At 65.4% G+C, this 17,104-nt stretch carries 18 protein-coding genes; 11 read left to right on the top strand and 7 right to left on the bottom strand.

From position 1 onward, the window contains the following. Positions 1-67: 67 nt before the first annotated feature. A complete protein-coding gene (locus BM171_RS07030) occupies positions 68-1,861 on the bottom strand; it encodes an aminopeptidase P family protein (protein WP_093010141.1) in 1,794 nt (597 codons plus the stop codon). A gap of 16 nt (positions 1,862-1,877) precedes the next feature. Then, positions 1,878-3,755, bottom strand: a complete 1,878-nt coding sequence (gene cobT / locus BM171_RS07025; protein ID WP_093010140.1) for a cobaltochelatase subunit CobT — start codon at positions 3,753-3,755, stop codon at positions 1,878-1,880. 135 nt (positions 3,756-3,890) lie between these two features. Between cobT and BM171_RS07020 the strand changes: the two genes are divergently transcribed. Further along, on the top strand, positions 3,891-4,703 hold the full coding sequence (locus BM171_RS07020) for a TIGR00282 family metallophosphoesterase (RefSeq protein ID WP_093010139.1): 813 nt from the start codon (positions 3,891-3,893) through the stop codon (positions 4,701-4,703). Between the two features lie 167 nt (positions 4,704-4,870). Here BM171_RS07020 and BM171_RS07015 read toward each other — a convergent pair whose 3' ends face one another. Further along, positions 4,871-5,068 (bottom strand): hypothetical protein, encoded by a 198-nt coding sequence (locus BM171_RS07015; RefSeq protein WP_139218678.1) that lies wholly within the window; start codon positions 5,066-5,068, stop codon positions 4,871-4,873. An 88-nt stretch (positions 5,069-5,156) separates the two neighbouring features. Here BM171_RS07015 and BM171_RS07010 point away from each other — a divergent pair, with 88 nt between their 5' ends. The 5 genes from BM171_RS07010 to BM171_RS06990 all read left to right on the top strand — a co-directional run bounded on the left by BM171_RS07010 (position 5,157) and on the right by BM171_RS06990 (position 7,890). Further along, positions 5,157-5,345 carry a DUF6494 family protein gene (locus BM171_RS07010; protein WP_093010137.1) on the top strand — a complete coding sequence of 63 codons (189 nt, stop codon included), beginning with the start codon at positions 5,157-5,159 and terminating at the stop codon, positions 5,343-5,345. Positions 5,346-5,353: 8 nt separating this feature from the next. Then, positions 5,354-6,418, top strand: a complete 1,065-nt coding sequence (locus BM171_RS07005) for an Mrp/NBP35 family ATP-binding protein (RefSeq protein WP_093010136.1) — start codon at positions 5,354-5,356, stop codon at positions 6,416-6,418. Beyond that, complete coding sequence (locus BM171_RS07000) at positions 6,415-7,122, top strand: biotin/lipoate--protein ligase family protein (RefSeq protein ID WP_093010135.1); 708 nt, start codon at positions 6,415-6,417, stop codon at positions 7,120-7,122. The genes BM171_RS07005 and BM171_RS07000 overlap by 4 nt, the downstream gene beginning before the upstream one ends. After that, entirely contained in the window at positions 7,119-7,598 is a 480-nt protein-coding gene (locus tag BM171_RS06995) for a DUF6505 family protein (RefSeq protein WP_093010134.1), read from the top strand. The genes BM171_RS07000 and BM171_RS06995 overlap by 4 nt, the downstream gene beginning before the upstream one ends. 94 nt (positions 7,599-7,692) lie before the next feature. Beyond that, positions 7,693-7,890 carry a CsbD family protein gene (locus tag BM171_RS06990; protein WP_093010133.1) on the top strand — a complete coding sequence of 66 codons (198 nt, stop codon included), beginning with the start codon at positions 7,693-7,695 and terminating at the stop codon, positions 7,888-7,890. Between the two features lie 7 nt (positions 7,891-7,897). Here BM171_RS06990 and BM171_RS06985 read toward each other — a convergent pair whose 3' ends face one another. The 3 genes from BM171_RS06985 to parE all read right to left on the bottom strand — a co-directional run bounded on the left by BM171_RS06985 (position 7,898) and on the right by parE (position 11,583). Continuing rightward, positions 7,898-8,578, bottom strand: coding sequence for a hypothetical protein (locus BM171_RS06985; protein ID WP_093010132.1), 681 nt, complete (start codon positions 8,576-8,578; stop codon positions 7,898-7,900). 40 nt (positions 8,579-8,618) lie between these two features. After that, on the bottom strand, positions 8,619-9,317 hold the full coding sequence (locus BM171_RS06980; protein WP_093010131.1) for a DUF1194 domain-containing protein: 699 nt from the start codon (positions 9,315-9,317) through the stop codon (positions 8,619-8,621). 307 nt (positions 9,318-9,624) lie between these two features. Continuing rightward, entirely contained in the window at positions 9,625-11,583 is a 1,959-nt protein-coding gene (gene parE, locus BM171_RS06975) for a DNA topoisomerase IV subunit B (RefSeq protein ID WP_093010130.1), read from the bottom strand. 118 nt (positions 11,584-11,701) lie between these two features. Here parE and BM171_RS06970 point away from each other — a divergent pair, with 118 nt between their 5' ends. Beyond that, positions 11,702-12,598: a DMT family transporter gene (locus BM171_RS06970; RefSeq protein ID WP_093010129.1), complete on the top strand. Its 897-nt coding sequence runs from the start codon at positions 11,702-11,704 to the stop codon at positions 12,596-12,598. Here BM171_RS06970 and BM171_RS06965 read toward each other — a convergent pair. Beyond that, positions 12,595-13,401, bottom strand: coding sequence for a glycosyltransferase (locus BM171_RS06965; protein ID WP_093010128.1), 807 nt, complete (start codon positions 13,399-13,401; stop codon positions 12,595-12,597). The two genes, BM171_RS06970 and BM171_RS06965, sit on opposite strands and share 4 nt — an antisense overlap. A 462-nt stretch (positions 13,402-13,863) precedes the next feature. On the opposite strand from BM171_RS06965, the gene rpsL reads away from it, so the two are divergent. The 4 genes from rpsL to BM171_RS06945 all read left to right on the top strand — a co-directional run. Further along, positions 13,864-14,235 carry a 30S ribosomal protein S12 gene (gene rpsL / locus BM171_RS06960; RefSeq protein ID WP_074257494.1) on the top strand — a complete coding sequence of 124 codons (372 nt, stop codon included), beginning with the start codon at positions 13,864-13,866 and terminating at the stop codon, positions 14,233-14,235. 15 nt (positions 14,236-14,250) lie between these two features. Then, on the top strand, positions 14,251-14,721 hold the full coding sequence (gene rpsG / locus BM171_RS06955; RefSeq protein WP_093010127.1) for a 30S ribosomal protein S7: 471 nt from the start codon (positions 14,251-14,253) through the stop codon (positions 14,719-14,721). 25 nt (positions 14,722-14,746) lie between these two features. Then, positions 14,747-16,888 carry an elongation factor G gene (fusA, locus tag BM171_RS06950; RefSeq protein ID WP_093010126.1) on the top strand — a complete coding sequence of 714 codons (2,142 nt, stop codon included), beginning with the start codon at positions 14,747-14,749 and terminating at the stop codon, positions 16,886-16,888. An 82-nt stretch (positions 16,889-16,970) separates the two neighbouring features. Beyond that, on the top strand, positions 16,971-17,104 hold a 134-nt coding region (locus BM171_RS06945), incomplete at its 3' end, for a GTP-binding protein (protein ID WP_245760162.1).

The following is a 17,104-nucleotide window of genomic DNA, read 5'->3' as shown; positions in this document are numbered from 1 at the left end:
ACGCCTTGTGGCGCACCAAGATCACAGTTTTGTATCAGTTAGTCCGCGTAACAAGCGGCTGCGTCGTTCAGATCGGCGCGGTCGCCGCTTCGAGCCAGGCCGCTGTCTCCGGGTCAAGTTCCGGGGCAAGACGAGCGCGGCATGTGGCGTGATAGGCGTCGAGCCAGGCGCGTTCCTCGTGCGTCAGCATCTCCGCCACGACGAGGGCGCGGTCGATCGGCACGTAGGTCAGCGTCTCGAACGAGAGCATCGTCTCTACACTCTGCCCCGGCAGGCGGTCGGCCTCTTGCACAACCACGAGGTTTTCCAGACGGATACCATAGGCGCCCTCGCGATAGAAGCCCGGCTCGTTCGAGAGCATCATGCCCGGCTCGAGCGGCACCGTGCCCGTCTTCGCGAGCCTCTGCGGGCCTTCGTGGACGCTGAGATAGGCGCCGATCCCGTGGCCCGTGCCGTGCCCGTAATCAAGCCCCGCTTGCCAGAGGGCATGACGCGCGAACGGATCAAGATCGCGGCCGGCAAGACCCGAGGGCCAGCGCAAGAGCGACACCGCGATGAGGCCCTTGAGGACGCGGGTGAAGTTCTGCCGCTCTTCCTCGCCGGGCGAACCGATCGCAATCGTGCGGGTGATGTCGGTCGTGCCGTCGAAATATTGCCCACCGGAATCTACGAGAAACAGCTCGCCATCCTTGAGCGGCGCATTCGTCGTCTCGGTCACCCGGTAATGCACGATGGCTCCGTGTGCGCCCGCGCCGGAGATGGTCTCGAAGGAGATGTCGCGCAGCGCGTTGCTCTCTCGGCGGAAGCCTTCGAGCTTGCGCGCGACATCAATCTCGGTCAGCCCGCCCGGCGCGGTATCGTCGAGCCAGGCGAGAAAGCGGCACATGGCAAGGCCGTCGCGCTGTTGCGCGGCGCGCGCACCGGCGATTTCGGTCTCGTTCTTGCGCGCCTTGGGCAGCAGGCAAGGATCGGCGTTTTCCTTTACTGCGACTTCGGCAGCTTCCAGAGCGTCGGCCACGGCCAGAGGACAGGTCGCCGGGTCAAGCATGACCGGGCCATCGAGCGCCGCAAGGGCAGGGAGGAACTCCTCGGGCGTCGCGATGTCGGCAGCAAGCTTCGTATCGAGATCCTTGAGCTTTAACGGATCGACGAAGAGCGTCACCCGCGCGTCGTCGTGAAGGATCGCGAAGGCGTGCGGCACGGGATTGCGGGGAATGTCGCTGCCGCGGATATTGAGAAGCCAGGCGATGCTGTCGGGCTGCGTGAGGATCGCGGCCCGCGCCGGGGCGAGGGTCTTGGCAAGCCGGGTGATCTTGTCGGCTGCGGCCTCGCCGGCAAGCTCCACGGGCTGCGCGATGATCGGCCCGAGCGGCGGATCGGGCTGGTTGTCCCAGATCCGGTCGATGAGGTTGTCGGTGCGGACAAGCTCGGACTCGGGCAGCTTTTCGGATAGGCCGCGTGCCTGGTCGATCGTCACGAGCCAGGGGTCTATCCCGATCTTCGCGCCTTTTGGTGCGTTGGCGGCAATCCAGTCCGCAAGCGAGGTTTCGGGCCAGTCCACCGGCGTGAAGACATCGGCAATCTGAGCGCGGACCTGAACGCGGTAGCGGCCATCGACGAAGACACCCGCCTTGTCTTCCAGCACGACCGCGTGACCCGCCGAGCCGGTGAACCCGGTCAGCCAGGCGAGCCGCGCGTCGCGCTCGGAGACGTATTCGCCCTGGTAGGCATCAGCGCGTGGCACGAGGAAGGCGTCGAGCCCGTCACGCCGCATCTCGGCCCGCAGCGCATCAAGCCGCGGCGGCCCTTGCTCGGGGCGCGTACTGTCGTCGAAGCTCTGAAAGCCGGTCTGGATCGTCATGGCTTTCCTTTCGGGGTCAGGAGGCGCGGCGCATGCCCATGACGCGGGCCCGCGCCCTGGGATCGCTGTCGAAAAGCGAGGCGAGCTGTTCGGTCATCGCGCCGGCGAGCTGCTCCACATCGGTGATCGTGATGGCGCGGTCATAGTAACGGGTGACGTCATGGCCGATGCCGATGGCCAGAAGCTCCACCTGCCGCTTGCGCTCGACCATCGCGATCACGTCGCGCAGGTGCTTCTCGAGATAGTTCGCGGGGTTCACCGACAGGGTCGAGTCGTCGACCGGCGCGCCATCCGAGATGACCATCAGGATGCGCCGCGCCTCGGGCCGGCCCGCGAGCCGCCGATGCGCCCATTCGAGCGCCTCGCCGTCGATATTCTCTTTCAGAAGACCCTCTTTCATCATGAGGCCAAGGTTGGCGCGCGCCCGCCGCCAGGGCGCGTCTGCACCCTTGTAGATGATGTGACGCAGATCATTGAGGCGACCGGGCTGCTGCTCGCGGCCCGAATTCAGCCAGTCCTCGCGGCTCTGCCCGCCCTTCCAGGCGCGCGTCGTGAAGCCCAGTATCTCGACCTTCACGTCGCAGCGTTCGAGCGTGCGGGCCAGGACATCGGCGCAGATCGCCGCAATGGAGATCGGCCGCCCGCGCATCGAGCCGGAATTGTCCAGAAGAAGCGTCACGACCGTGTCGCGGAACTCCATGTCTTTCTCGACCTTGAACGAGAGCGGCGTCGTGGGGTTGGCGACGACGCGCGCGAGACGCCCCGCATCGAGGATGCCCTCCTCGCGGTCGAACTCCCAGGATCGGTTCTGCTGCGCCTGCAGGCGGCGCTGCAGCTTGTTGGCCAGCCGCGAGACCGCGCCCTTCAGCGGGTCGAGCTGCTGGTCGAGATAGGCGCGCAGCCGCTCGAGCTCGGCAGGTTCGGCCAGATCCTCGGCACGGATCTCCTCGTCATGGGCAGAGGTGTAGACGCGGTAATTAGGATCGGCGTCCGAGACAGGTTGCGGCGGGGGCGGCTCCATCGGGGCCTCGCCCTCCGGCATCTCGACCTCGTCGGCCTGATCCTGGTCGGCGCTGTCTTCCATCGAGACCTGCGCCTGGCTTGCGTCCTGCGTTTGCTCCTGGCTCTGCTCGGGCGCGGCCTCGGCGTCTTCCTCGCCGTCGTCCTGATCGCCTTCCTGCTGCTCTTCGTCGAGATCCTCGCCGCCCTCGTCGGCCTCGTTCTCGGACTCGTCGTCGAGATCGTCGGGATCGTCGCCAAGCTGGTCGCCATAGCCCAGATCGGTGATCATCCGGCGGGTGAAGCGAGAGAAATCGGACTGATCGGACAGGCGTTCGGCCAGGCCTTCGAGCGTCTCGCCCGCCTTGTCCTCGATATGGTTGCGCCAGAGCTCCATCACATTCTGTGCGGCGGGCGGAAGGTCGCGGCCCGTGGCCAGATGCCGGACAAGGTAATTGAGCGCCTGCGGCAGCGGCACGTCGGAGGCATCCTTCACCTCCGCATAGCCCTTGCGCCCGGCCTCATGACCGAGCTTGGCGTCAATATTGACCGCCGTGCCCGGCATGTCACGCGCGCCCATCGCCTCGCAGCGCGCGCTCTCCATTGCCTCGTAGATCTCGCGGGCCATGTCGCCCTGCGGCGCGTAGCGCGCATGCGTGCCCGCGTCGTGATAGCGGCGATGCAGCGCGAGCGCGTCCGCGGTGCCGCGTGCCAGCATCACCTCGTCCCGACTCATCCGGCGCGAGACCTGCGGCAAGCGCATCTGGTCGCCCGAGACGCCCGAAGGATCGACGCTGTAGCTCACCGACAATTCGGGATCGTGCGCCATTACCTTGGTCGCCTCGGCGAGCGCCTTCTTGAACGGATCTGCCGGGTTGTCGGAGCTTCTGGACATGGGCGGTTTGTCCTTCGTGGGCGCGGGAAAGGCAAGAGGGCGCGGATTGCGCTCCACAAGGTAACTGCCACGGGGCGCGCCGCAAGGGCCGCTTTGCCTCTGGGCAATCGCGCCCCGGAGGCTTAGTCAGGGGCCATGAGATGCCTGTTCCTCGGAGATGTCATGGGCCGCGCCGGCCGCGCCGCCGTGACCGAACGTCTGCCCGGCCTGCGCGAGGCCTGGAAGCTCGATTTCGTCGTCGTCAACGGCGAGAACGCCTCGAACGGGGCGGGGCTGACCGCCGATCACGCCAAGCTGCTGTTCGAGGCCGGGGCCGATTGCGTCACGCTCGGCGATCATGCCTTCGATCAGAAGGAAATGCTGCAATTCGCCGAGGCTGAAAGCCGGATCGTCCGGCCGGTGAATTTCGCCAAGGTCGCGCCGGGGCGGGGCTTCCGGCTCTTCGAGGATCGGCGCGGGCGCAAGGTGCTGGTGGCGCAGGTTCTGGGGCAGGTCTTCATGAAGCGGCCCTTCGACGACCCGTTCAGCCACATGGAGCGCGTCCTGAAGGCGCATCCGATGGGCGGGCAGGCACAGGCGGTCATCGTGGACGTGCATTGCGAGGCGACGTCGGAAAAGATGGCGATGGGCCATTTCTGTGACGGCAAGGCGAGCCTCGTTGTCGGCACGCACACCCATGTGCCGACGGCCGACGCGCAGATCCTGCCCGGCGGGACGGCCTATCTGACCGATGCGGGCATGTGCGGCGACTACGATTCGGTCATCGGGATGGAGAAGGCAGAACCGCTCCGCCGCTTCGTGACCGGCATGTCGAAGGGCCGTTTCCAGCCCGCGCTCGGCGAGGCGACGCTTTCGGGCGTCTACGTGGAGACCGATGACAGGACGGGCCGGGCAGAGCGCGTGGTCATGGTGCGCCAAGGCGGACGGCTCGAGCAGACGGGCCCCTGAGCGCCGGGCCGCACGGGCATCGAGCCCGCGCGGACCGGACGAGAGGCGCTGCCTCTCGTGCTCTCCGCGGTATTTTCGCCAACCCAAAGGAAGGAGCGCGCTCAGCGCAGCTCGCTCGGGGCGCGGCCGCACGGCCCCAAGAACAGCTTGGGCTCATCTTGCGTGTCCTACGCTGCGGGACTGGCGGCGACGCGCGTGATGCGTGTGGGGACGCTGCGAAAGCATCGTGGCAGCAGACGCTCCATGAGACCGGTCGGTATGCGCGCCTCGGGCACCGTCGGTTTAAAGCGCATGTCGGTCTTGGCCGAGGCTTGCGACGCCGCCGCGACAGCCCATATCGCCAGAAGCAGGTTGACCCGGTTCATCGGCATACCCTCCTCGCGCGCTTGGCTTGCAAGGCCAGAGGGCCTGTCCTACAGAGGTCAACGCTCTGAAACGGAGGAGGCCCCGGCCATGAACGAAGACCTGAACATGTCGATGCGGAAGTTTCTCAAGCAGGTGGGCGTCACCTCGCAGAAGGCGATCGAGGATGCCGTCGCCGAGAAAGGCGGGATCGAGGGCCAGAGTTTCGAGGCCAAGGTCGTTCTCACCGTCGAGGGGCTCGACCTCGAACATGTCGTGACCGGCACCATCAAGGGATAGGCTCGCAAGTGGCTTTGACACGTGACGCGGTTCTGGCCGCGCTGAAAGATATCGAAGACCCGGCAGGCGGTGATCTCGTCTCGCAAGGGCGGATCAAGGCATTGAATGTCGAAGGCACGTCCGTGCGTTTCGTCATCGAGGTGCCGGGAGACAAGGGCGAGGCGTTCAAGCCCGCGCGCGACGCCGCCGAAGCTGCGGTCAAGGCGCTGGACGGAGCGGAGACCGTCTCGGTGGTGATGACCGCCCATTCCGCCCCGAAACCGCCGCCCGATCTCAAGGGGGCGTCCAAGCCCGAACCGAAAGGCCCGCAGAAAGTACCCGGGATCGACCGGATCGTCGCGATCGCGAGCGGCAAGGGCGGGGTCGGCAAGTCAACCGTCTCGGCGAATCTCGCCTGCGCGCTGGCCGCGGAAGGCCGCCGGGTGGGGCTGCTCGATGCCGACGTTTACGGGCCCTCGCAGCCACGCATGCTCGGCGTGTCGGGCCGGCCGGCGAGCCCGGACGGCAAGACCATCCTGCCGCTGAGGAATTACGGCGTCACGATGATGTCCATCGGGCTGATGATGAACGAGGGTCAGGCCGTGGTCTGGCGCGGGCCGATGCTTATGGGCGCGCTGCAACAGATGATGAACCAGGTGCAATGGGGCGCGCTCGACGTGCTGATCGTCGACCTGCCGCCCGGCACGGGTGACGTGCAGATGACGCTCAGCCAGAAATTCCAGGTGGACGGCGCGATCATCGTCTCGACCCCCCAGGACGTCGCGCTTCTCGATGCGCGCAAGGGGATCGACATGTTCACGCAGCTGAAGGTGCCGCTTTACGGAATGATCGAGAACATGTCGACGCATGTCTGCTCGAATTGCGGTCACGAGGAGCACATCTTCGGTCATGGCGGTGTCGCCAAGGAAGCCGAGAAGCTGGGTGCGCCGCTCCTGGCGGAAATCCCGCTGCACCTCGACATTCGCACGGCCTCGGACGGGGGCGCTCCGGTTGTCGTCTCCAAGCCCGACAGCGCCGAGGCGGAGGCCTTCCGGGCGATGGCACGGCGGCTCGTGGAGAACAACCTGGCATGAGCGCCGGACCCGACCTGCCGCCGCTTCTCGAAGCCTCGGCGGTGGCCGGGGAGACGCCTTACGCGGCGGCGATCCGCGCGGCGATGGACGGGGCAGAGGCCGGGCTGGTCCTGTACGATCCGGTCTCGCCTGACCTCGATGTGGCCATCGTCTTCGCCCCGGACGTGCCGCGCGGAGAGGCCGCGGTGATGCTTCCGCTCGGCGGTGTCGCGCTGCAGAACGCGCTCGGCTCGGTCGCGCCGCCGGAAGTCGCGCTGCATCTGGCATGGGACGGTCCGGTCCTGGTAAACGGAGCACGGGCGGGCCAGCTCAAGCTTGCCGCCGCGCCGGGCCCCGTCGAGACAGTGCCGGACTGGTTGGTTCTCGGCCTGTCGCTGCGTTTCAAGCCGCGGGCGGACGAGGGCGGCGAGCGGCCGGGAGAGACCGCGCTTCACGCCGAAGGCTGCGGCGATCTTGCGCCGCTGCCGCTTCTGGAAAGCTGGACCCGGCATCTTCTGCACTGGCTGCACGACTGGGAAACGGACGGCTTGGCCGCGCTTCACCGTGACTACGCAGCGCTTCTGTGGCAGCTCGGCGAAGAGACCGAGATCGCCGGGCAGACGGGACACCTGATCGGTCTCGATGAACGCCTCGGCGCGCTCTTGAAGGTTGAAGGCCGGACGGAGGGCCTGCCGCTGGTGATGCTGATGGAGGAAAGAGAATGAACCTCGCACGCGCGATCCATTTCGACGAAAGCGATACACGGGTGTTCCACAGCCCGGCCCGCACCGGGGAATGGTGCATCTCGGGCGGGTTCGAGTTCTCCAACTGGGGCGAGGGCGATCTCGAGGGCAAGGCGCGGCAGGCCTTCTCGAACGGCTGGCTCGGGCTCGAGACCTTCGGGCGCGTGACCTTCGTTGCCGTTACCCGGATCGAGGCGGCGGAGCGGGTGCGCCTTGTCGAGACGCTGGCGACGCATTTCGTGGAGGTCTATGGCGCACCCTCGCAGGATGCGGCGCGCGAAGTGGCAGAAGCCGAGATCGCGGAGATGCAGGCGATGTGCGACGATTTCGACCCGAATACGATCCTGAGCGTCTCTCGCGAGTTGACCGACGCGGGCGTGCGCGAGGCGTATCGCGCCATCGAAGCACCGGATGCCAAAATCGAAGCCTTCGCCGTGCATGGCAGCCTCGACGATTGATCGGCGAAGATGCGCGCGCGGCGCATGAATTTCGGAACATGGCCTGCGGGGCGATGCGTTGGATATTCGTAGTACAATTGCGAAAGGACACGCCATGAATTTCGACCAACTCAAAGGCCATTGGACTGAACTCGTCGGCCAGGTGCGCCAGCATTGGGGCGAGCTGAACGAGGACGAGGTTCAGCAGACCAAGGGCGATCGTGAACAGATGATCGGCCAGATCCAGAAGAAATACGGCAAGACCCGCGAAGAAGCCGAGCGCGAGTTCGACAAGTTCGTCGCGGGCCTCTGATCGCGCGTCAGCGGCAGATGTTTTCCGTCTCCGCTCCCGCCCAGGGGATGCGGACGTTCCGGGCCTCGAGCACACGTTCGAGGCCCGAAATGTCCATGGCGCCCGAAATCGTCTGTCGCAGCCGGTCCGTGCGCGGTGCCTCGGGATCGAGCACCAGGCAGCAGACATATTCTTCGACCAAGGAGCCCTGCTGCTCGTAGCCATAGGCAAAGAAGTCGCCGGTCGCATCGGGATCGAAGAGGTATGGATCGTCGCTCCGCTGATGTTCGGCGGCGGCGCGAAACGGATGGTAGCCCGTGCGCTCGCGCTGTTGCCATTGCCAGACATGCGTCATCTCGTGAGCAAAGAGCATGGCCGAATAGAGGTCGATCACCTCGGGCATCTCGGCGAAGAAATCGTCACGGAAAATGTCCTCGCGCCACATCACCCGGTTGAAAAGCGCGATCGCGCCGGCCGAGACCTCAACCCGTTCGCCTTTCGAGGGTGGAAACAGGCGGTCCTGGCAGGTGAGGCGCGGGCGGATTGGCCTTGTGTAGCTGTAGGCCGCGAAGGGATGCCCGTCGTTGAAGCGCACCGGGCGCGGATCGACAGTGCCGCCCGTCAGTGCATCGGCAACGAACGCCTCGCGCTCCGTCAGCGGGCGGCCGCAGGCGGCCAGGAGAAGAAGAGCGACGATCAGAAGGCGCATGGCACGCAAGGAAGCTCAAAGCGCGCCCCGCGACAAGCCCTCAGCGTCTGGCCTCGCGGGGAAGTGCATGCGTGCCCGAGATCTCCAGGATGAGCTTGCGCTTGACCGCCTCGGCGAAGCTTTCGCGGCTTTCGGCGGTAACGACGAACGATCCCATCCCGCCGATGATCTGCGTCTCGTAAGCAGCCTCAAGCCCGCCATGCGCGCGGCCCGGATCGTTCTGGCGCAGGATCGGCAGGGCGTTGATGGTAACGCCTTCGGCCAGAACGCGGGCGCGGGCCTCGGCGATGGAGGGGCCGGAGTAGTTGTTCACGCTGTCGCCCGAGAAGTCGATCACGCGCCGCCAGCCATCGATATCGTTGGTCTCCATCAGCTCGAGCCCGTCGAGGAGCGCCGAGCCGATCGCGTTGCGTCCATAGGCTTGCCGGGGTTTCGACAGAAGCTCTGCGGCGAAGACTTCGGCTTGCTCAAGCCCCGCGATCCGCGTCCAGGGCGCGACGACCGCCGTGTTCGCGGCCCATTCGACGTAAGTCACCGCGATGGAGCCATAGGCGGTGTTCCGGATTGCCGCGAGCACCTCGGGGTCGGTGATCGCCGCCGCATAGCCTTCGCGCTGGAAGGCGATCTCGGAGGCGTCGATGGAGCCCGAGGCATCGGCGAGGAGCACCAGTTCGAGGTCGGTGTCCTGCGCGAATGCCGGTGAGGCAAGGAATGTGAGGGCAAGAAGAAAGCGTCGCATGGGGCGAGCTTAGCAACGGCGCGGCAGAGGGCGGCTCACGTTTCGGTGGGTAACTGCTTGGGCATTCAATAGAACCAGATGACCCGGAGCGCGGAATCAAGGTTGCTCCGCAGCCGCCGCGCTCCAGCGCCTGCCCGCCGCGGTGGGTTGGCGCTTTGTCGGGTCTGGCGCTTGCGATCAACATGCGCGCGAATGTGGCAGCTATAAAGCGCCCACGTTCCAGCTATGGAGCGCCATCCCTCGGGCAGGCGCGCCCGGCATTTCGCTGGATTGTGGATGAGCGGATCGACCCGGCAGATAACCGACCTCACACATCCAGCTCCTCCACGAACCGCGCATTCTCCTGGATATACTGGAACCGCAGCTCCGGCTTCTTGCCCATGAGGCGTTCCACGAGGTCGCCGGTCTCGCCGGGCTCGTCCTCGTCGATGGTCACGCGGATGAGCTTGCGCGTCGCGGGGTCCATCGTCGTCTCTTTCAGGTCCTTGGCGTCCATTTCGCCGAGACCCTTGAAACGTTGCACGTCGATCTTGCCTTTCCCGCCGAGCCCTTTCTCCATCCAGAGCTCTTTTTCGGCTTCGTCGGCGACATAGAGCCGCTTCGGCCCTTGCGTGAGCCGGTAGAGCGGTGGGCATGCCAGGTAGAGATGGCCGTTATCGATGAGCGGCCGCATCTGGCTGAAGAAGAACGTCATCAGGAGCGAGGCGATGTGCGCGCCGTCGACGTCCGCATCGCACATGATGATGATCTTGTCGTAGCGCAGATCGTCGAGATTGAACCGCGTGCCGAGCCCGACGCCGAGCGCTTCGCAGAGATCGTTGATCTCGGCATTCTGGCCGAGCTTCGAGGACGCCGCGCCGAGCACGTTCAGAACCTTGCCGCGCAAGGGGAGCAGCGCCTGGAACTCGCGGAACCGCGCGCCCTTGGCCGAGCCGCCTGCGGAATCGCCCTCGACGATGAAAAGCTCCGTGCCCTCGCGCGTCTTCGAGGTGCAATCGGTCAGCTTGCCGGGCAGGCGCAGGCGCTTGGTTGCCGATTTGCGCTGCGTCTCTTTCTCCTTGCGGCGGCGCATCCGCTCTTCGGCGCGCAGGACGAGGAAATCAAGGATTGCGCCCGCGGACTTTGTGTCCGAGGCCAGCCAGTTGTCGAACCGGTCGCGCACCGCGCCTTCGACCAGCTTGGCGGCTTCGGTCGTGGCCAGCCGGTCCTTCGTCTGGCCGACGAATTCCGGCTCGCGGATGAAGCAGGAGACCAGCGCGCAGCCGCCGGTGACGAGATCGTCGCGGGTGATATTCTGCGCCTTCTTGTTGCCCGCGAGATCGCCATAGGCCCGGATGCCCTTGAGGATGGCGGCCCAGAACCCGGCCTCGTGCGTGCCGCCTTCGGGGGTCGGCACCGTGTTGCAGTAGCTCTGCAGGAAGCCGTCGCGAGAGGGCGTCCAGTTGATCGCCCATTCCACCTTGCCGGGCCGGTCGAAGCGTTCGCGGAACTCGACCGTGCCCGAGAAGGGCTGGCTGGCATAGGTGGCCGCGCCGCCCAGGGTCTCAGTCAGGTAATCCGATAGACCTCCGGGGAAGTGGAAGGTGGCCTCGGTCGGGGTCTCGCCATCGTCGATGGCCGATTTCCAGCGGATCTCCACGCCCGAGAAGAGATAGGCCTTCGAGCGCACCATCTTGAAGAGCCGCGATGGCTTGAGCTTGTGCGTGCCGAAGATCTCGGGGTCCGCATGGAAGGTCACGGTCGTGCCGCGCCGGTTCGGCGCCTGGCCCGCCTTTTCCACCGGGCCAAGCGGCTTGCCGCGCGAGAAGCGCTGCACGTAGAGCTCGCGGTTGCGGGCGACTTCGACGACCATCGAATCCGACAGGGCGTTGACCACCGAGGCCCCGACGCCGTGCAGGCCGCCCGAGGTCTCGTAGGCTTTGCCCGAGAACTTGCCGCCCGCGTGCAGAGTGCAGAGGATCACCTCGAGCGCGGACTTCTCCGGGAACTTGGGGTGCGGATCGATCGGAATGCCGCGCCCGTTGTCGCGCACGAGGCAGGAGCCGTCTTGCAGGATCTCCACCTCGATGCGGTTGGCATGGCCCGCGACCGCCTCGTCCATCGAGTTGTCGAGGACCTCGGCCACCATGTGGTGCAGCGCGCGCTCGTCGGTGCCGCCGATATACATGCCGGGGCGTTTTCGGACGGGTTCGAGCCCTTCGAGCACCTCGATCGAGGAGGCGTCGTAATCTGAGGGCACTTGGCCCGCGAGAAGGTCTTCGGCCATAAGCTGCTCGTCCCGGATTCTGTGGTTGGGTTGAGTGTGGATTAGACCATCTAGGGCTCGGCAGGGCAAGCCGGACCATATCTGGCGGAGCGCGCGCGGTGGTGCTACCGCTTGCCGCATGACACCGAGTGCGGACAACGCGAAGGGCGCGGGGCTGATGATGGCCTCGATGGCCGCCTTCACCATCAACGACGCCTTCGTGAAGGCGGCGGGGGCGGCGCTGCCGCTCGGGCAGATCCTGCTCCTGCGCGGCGCGATCTCGATTTGCGCGCTTGTCGTGCTGGCGCGGATGCTGGGTGCGCTGAGGGCCGTGCCGCGGCGGGACGCGGTGCTGATCGCGCTGCGGTCGCTCGCGGAGGTTGGCGCGGCCTATTTCTTCCTGACCGCGCTTCTGGCGCTGCCCATCGCCAATGTCACCGCGATCCTGCAGACGCTGCCGCTGACCGTGACGCTGGGCGCGGCGCTCTTTTTCGGTGAGGAGGTCGGCTGGCGGCGATGGGCCGCGATCGGGGTTGGCTTCTGCGGGATGCTGCTGATCGTGCGCCCCGGAACCGAGGATTTCACCGCCGCCTCGGTCTATGTGCTGATCGCCGTCCTTTTCGTGACGGTGCGCGATCTGACGACGCGGCGGATGTCGGCGGGCGTGCCGTCGCTGCTGGTCACGCTCTCCGCCGCGGTCGCCGTGACGCTCTTCGCGTCGGGGCTGACTCTGGTCCAGGGCTGGCAGCCGCTGTCGGTGGGCACGGGCGGGCTGGTTCTCGGTTCTGCGATCTTTGTCAGCGCGGGATACTTCCTGTCCGTCGCGGTGATGCGGGTCGGCGATATCTCCGCCGTCGCGCCGTTCCGTTTCACCGGCCTTCTCTGGGCGCTGGCGCTCGGGCTTCTGGTCTTTGGCGAGTGGCCGGAGCCTCTGACCTTCGCGGGGGCGGCGCTTGTCGTCGGGGCGGGGGTGTTCACGCTCCGCCGCGAGCGGCGGCTCGGGGCAAAGCGGCCGCGGCGCGGGGTGCCGCGCTAAGAGGCAAACACGGCCCTGACGTGGTTCGCGTCGACGGCGAATCGCGCTTGGATCTCCGCTTCGCCGGCGGCATCCAGCCGGGGCAGGGGATGCGGCTTCACATGCCGCTTCTGACGCGAATCGTTAAAGCCGTTATGTCCCCGGAGGAACATGGGTGGATCGTTGAAGGTGACGGTCGGCATGTGCTGGTTGATCTTCTGGTGACCGAAATTCATGACGCTTTGCCGGACGCCGCCTTTCACCGCCATCGCCTGCGCCACGCCCCAATAGGGATGCGACACTGGCTCGCCCGAAAGCCCGTTTGCATCGGCGCGGATCAGCCATCCCGACCCCCAGTCGAAGCCCACGAGCCGATGCTTCCCGAGAAGCGGCGCGCAATCGGCCGCCGCCGCGCGCAGACAGGCCACGAAGTCCACCGCCACCGCGTCGTCGTCGTCATGCCGGAATTGCAGGCAAGGCTCGTCCGGGTCGAGCCGCGCCTCGTTCAGAACCTTCTGGCAGACCTTGCGGTGTGGCGCAGGCGGCTCTGCGACGATGCGCGCTTGCGGCATATCGGCGGTCAGTTCCAGAAGCCGCGAGAGCGTCTGTGCAGGAAGACTGTCGCCGACAAGGATGACGAAGGTGAAATCGGGATCGGTCTGCGCCTTGAGGCCCGGCAGGCAGATCGCCTCGAACAGCGCCAGCCGCTCCTCGAGCCGTTCGGCTGCGTAAAGAAAGGCGGTGCGTTCTTCGATACTGTCGTGTTCGATTTGGAAACCGCCCTCGGCGGGGTAGGAGAACCGGCAGAGGCCAATCACTTGCATCGGGGGCGATCCTGTCAGAGAGCTGCGCGTGAAGTGGTGCCCGCAGGGGCCTTTCGGAACAAGCGCAAATGCGCCGGAGAAACCCTGCCGAACACGGGTGTGCAGGGCTGTTGACAAGCCCAGAGACTCCCCATATACGCCGCGCATCTTGACCGAGCCGGAAGCGTTTTCCGTTCGGTCCGACATACGAACTGAAGCGGTCATGATCCGGGCCACGCGCCCCGATCCTCTGGTATCTCCCGCGTCGTTCCCTGAACCGGGGAACGCATGCGGCTTTTTGCGTCGGCATGGTCCGATGCGAGAGACCAGACCGGAGACGGCAGCGCCCAAGATGGCGCGCCGGGGCGCCCGCGGACGAAACCGATGGTGTTTGCGCGAGGGCGCGGGACACCGAATTTGACGAACCCATAGCGTCGGGCCGCGGCCTGCCGCACCTGATGTGAGCTAAACGGGGAAACCGGAATGCCAACGATCCAACAGCTGATCCGCAAGCCGCGGCAGCCCAAAGTCAAGCGCTCGAAGTCGCAGCACCTCGAGGGATGCCCGCAGAAACGCGGCGTATGCACGCGCGTCTACACCACCACGCCGAAGAAGCCGAACTCGGCTATGCGGAAGGTGGCGAAGGTGCGTCTGACCAACGGTTACGAGGTGATCAGCTACATTCCGGGTGAGAGCCATAACCTGCAGGAGCACTCGGTCGTGCTCATCCGCGGCGGCCGTGTGAAAGACCTTCCCGGCGTACGTTACCACATTCTGCGCGGCGTTCTCGACACCCAGGGCGTCAAGGACCGCAAGCAGCGTCGTTCGAAATACGGCGCGAAGCGTCCCAAGTAAGAGGATTAGGAAAACATGTCCCGTCGTCACTCTGCCGAGAAGCGCGAGATCCTGCCCGACGCCAAGTATGGCGATCGTGTTCTGACCAAGTTCATGAACAACCTCATGGTGGACGGCAAGAAATCCACCGCCGAGCGTATCGTCTACAACGCGCTCGACCGCGTCGAGACCAAGATCAAGCGCGCGCCCGTCGAGGTCTTCCACGAGGCGCTCGACAACATCAAGCCGTCGGTCGAGGTCCGCTCGCGCCGCGTCGGCGGTGCGACCTACCAGGTCCCCGTCGAGGTTCGCCCCGAGCGCCGTGAAGCGCTGGCGATCCGCTGGCTCATCACCGCATCGCGCGCCCGCAACGAGAACACCATGGAAGAGCGCCTCGCAGGCGAGCTCATGGACGCCGTTCAGTCGCGTGGCTCCGCGGTGAAGAAGCGCGAAGACACCCACAAGATGGCCGACGCCAACAAGGCGTTCAGCCATTACCGCTGGTAATACTTCTCTAGCCTGAGGCACTCCAATGGCACGTGAATACTCCCTCGACCGCTACCGGAATTTCGGGATCATGGCGCATATCGATGCAGGCAAGACCACCTGCACCGAGCGCGTTCTGTTCTACACCGGCAAGTCGCACAAGATCGGCGAAGTCCATGACGGCGCCGCGACCATGGACTGGATGGAGCAGGAGCAGGAGCGTGGCATCACGATAACCTCCGCTGCGACCACCACGTTCTGGTTCCGCACCGAGGATGGCGAGAACCCGACCGGCATCTACGGCGACACGCCGCAGGAAGCCAAGTTCCGCTTCAACATCATCGACACTCCCGGACACGTGGACTTCACCATCGAGGTCGAGCGTTCGCTCGCCGTTCTCGACGGTGCGATCTGCGTTCTCGACGCGAACGCCGGTGTCGAGCCCCAGACCGAGACCGTCTGGCGCCAGGCCGACCGCTACAAGGTTCCGCGCATCGTCTTCGTCAACAAGATGGACAAGATCGGCGCGGATTTCTGGAACTGCGTCAAGATGATCAAGGACCGTACCGGCGCGCAGCCGGTTCCGATCCAGATGCCCATCGGCGCGGAAGACAAGCTCGAAGGCATCGTCGACCTCGTGACCATGAAGGAATGGGTCTGGAAGGGCGAAGATCTCGGCGCGAGCTGGGTCGTTCAGGACGTCCGTGACGAGCTCAAGGAGCGCGCTGAAGAGATGCGCGCGGAAATGATCGAGCACGCTGTCGAAATGGACGACGCGGCGATGGAAGCGTATCTCGAAGGCGAAGAGCCCGATCTGCCGACCCTGCGCTCGCTGATCCGCAAGGGCACGCTGTCGCTCTCCTTCGTTCCGGTCCTCGCGGGCTCCGCGTTCAAGAACAAGGGCGTCCAGCCCCTTCTGAACGCCGTGATCGACTATCTGCCGGGTCCGCTCGACGTGCCGCCGTACATGGGCTTCTCGCCGGACGACGAGACCGAGACGCGCAACATCGAGCGCAAGCCCGGTGACGACCAGCCGTTCGCTGGCCTCGCGTTCAAGATCATGAACGACCCCTTCGTCGGCTCGCTTACCTTCTGCCGCATCTATTCCGGCCTCCTGGAAAAGGGTGGCACGGTGATGAACTCGACCAAGGGCAAGAAAGAGCGTATCGGCCGGATGATGATGATGCATTCGAACTCCCGCGAGGAGATCGAATGGGCCGGTTCCGGCGACATCATCGCGCTGGCGGGTCTGAAGGACACCACCACGGGTGACACGCTCTGCGACTCGAACAAGCAGGTCGTGCTTGAAACCATGACCTTCCCGGATCCGGTCATCGAGATCGCGGTCGAGCCCAAGACGAAGGCCGACCAGGAGAAGATGTCTGCCGGCCTTCAGCGTCTGGCTGCCGAGGATCCGTCCTTCAAGGTCGAAACCGATCTCGAATCGGGCCAGACCATCATGAAGGGTATGGGCGAACTTCACCTCGACATCCTGGTCGACCGCCTCAAGCGGGAGTTCAAGGTCGAGGCGAATATCGGCGCGCCGCAGGTGGCCTATCGTGAGACCATCCGCCAGCAGATCGAGCATACCTACACCCACAAGAAGCAGTCGGGTGGTTCGGGTCAGTTCGCGGAAGTCAAGCTCGAGATCAGCCCGACCGAACCCGGCGAAGGCTACTCGTTCGAGTCTCGCATCGTCGGCGGCTCGGTGCCCAAGGAATACATTCCTGGCGTCGAGAAGGGCATCAAGTCGGTCATGGATTCCGGTCCGCTCGCCGGCTTCCCGGTCATCGACTTCAAGGTAGCGCTCGTGGACGGTAAGTATCACGACGTGGACTCCTCGGTCCTCGCCTTCGAAATCGCGAGCCGGATGGCGATGCGTGAAGGTCTTCGCAAGGCCGGCGCTCAGCTGCTCGAGCCGATGATGAAGGTCGAGGTGATCTCGCCGGAAGAATACACCGGCAACGTGATCGGCGATCTGACCTCCCGTCGCGGGCAGGTCACGGGCCAGGAGCCGCGCGGCAACGCGATCGCGATTAACGCGATGGTGCCGCTGGCCAACATGTTCGGCTACATCAACACGCTGCGCTCGATGTCCTCGGGCCGCGCGCAGTTCACGATGCAGTTCGACCATTACGACCCGGTTCCGCAGAACATCTCGGACGAGATCCAGGCGAAATACGCATAAGAGCGGTGCGTGGGAGACCACGCACCCTACCCCCCGTAGGGTGCGCATTTGAGGCGCACCGCCAAAGACAAAGGAGGCCATCATGGCAAAGGAAAAGTTCGACCGCTCGAAGCCGCACTGTAACATCGGCACGATCGGTCACGTTGACCACGGCAAGACCACGCTGACGGCTGCGATCACGAAGTATTTCGGCGACTTCCGCGCCTATGACCAGAT

The organism is Roseivivax halotolerans (assembly GCF_900115815.1).
GTDB lineage: Bacteria > Pseudomonadota > Alphaproteobacteria > Rhodobacterales > Rhodobacteraceae > Roseivivax > Roseivivax halotolerans.
The sequence above is the reverse complement of the archived record's forward strand: the minus strand, read 5'-3'. Positions and strand labels throughout refer to the sequence as shown.

Coding starts and splice junctions, on each gene's coding strand:
- BM171_RS07030 (WP_093010141.1), bottom strand. CDS start 1,861: ATGACGATCCAGACCGGCTTTCAGAGCTTCGACGACAGTACGCGCCCC.
- cobT (WP_093010140.1), bottom strand. CDS start 3,755: ATGTCCAGAAGCTCCGACAACCCGGCAGATCCGTTCAAGAAGGCGCTC.
- BM171_RS07020 (WP_093010139.1), top strand. CDS start 3,891: ATGAGATGCCTGTTCCTCGGAGATGTCATGGGCCGCGCCGGCCGCGCC.
- BM171_RS07015 (WP_139218678.1), bottom strand. CDS start 5,068: ATGAACCGGGTCAACCTGCTTCTGGCGATATGGGCTGTCGCGGCGGCG.
- BM171_RS07010 (WP_093010137.1), top strand. CDS start 5,157: ATGAACGAAGACCTGAACATGTCGATGCGGAAGTTTCTCAAGCAGGTG.
- BM171_RS07000 (WP_093010135.1), top strand. CDS start 6,415: ATGAGCGCCGGACCCGACCTGCCGCCGCTTCTCGAAGCCTCGGCGGTG.
- BM171_RS06995 (WP_093010134.1), top strand. CDS start 7,119: ATGAACCTCGCACGCGCGATCCATTTCGACGAAAGCGATACACGGGTG.
- BM171_RS06990 (WP_093010133.1), top strand. CDS start 7,693: ATGAATTTCGACCAACTCAAAGGCCATTGGACTGAACTCGTCGGCCAG.
- BM171_RS06985 (WP_093010132.1), bottom strand. CDS start 8,578: ATGCGCCTTCTGATCGTCGCTCTTCTTCTCCTGGCCGCCTGCGGCCGC.
- BM171_RS06980 (WP_093010131.1), bottom strand. CDS start 9,317: ATGCGACGCTTTCTTCTTGCCCTCACATTCCTTGCCTCACCGGCATTC.
- parE (WP_093010130.1), bottom strand. CDS start 11,583: ATGGCCGAAGACCTTCTCGCGGGCCAAGTGCCCTCAGATTACGACGCC.
- BM171_RS06970 (WP_093010129.1), top strand. CDS start 11,702: ATGACACCGAGTGCGGACAACGCGAAGGGCGCGGGGCTGATGATGGCC.
- BM171_RS06965 (WP_093010128.1), bottom strand. CDS start 13,401: ATGCAAGTGATTGGCCTCTGCCGGTTCTCCTACCCCGCCGAGGGCGGT.
- rpsL (WP_074257494.1), top strand. CDS start 13,864: ATGCCAACGATCCAACAGCTGATCCGCAAGCCGCGGCAGCCCAAAGTC.
- rpsG (WP_093010127.1), top strand. CDS start 14,251: ATGTCCCGTCGTCACTCTGCCGAGAAGCGCGAGATCCTGCCCGACGCC.
- fusA (WP_093010126.1), top strand. CDS start 14,747: ATGGCACGTGAATACTCCCTCGACCGCTACCGGAATTTCGGGATCATG.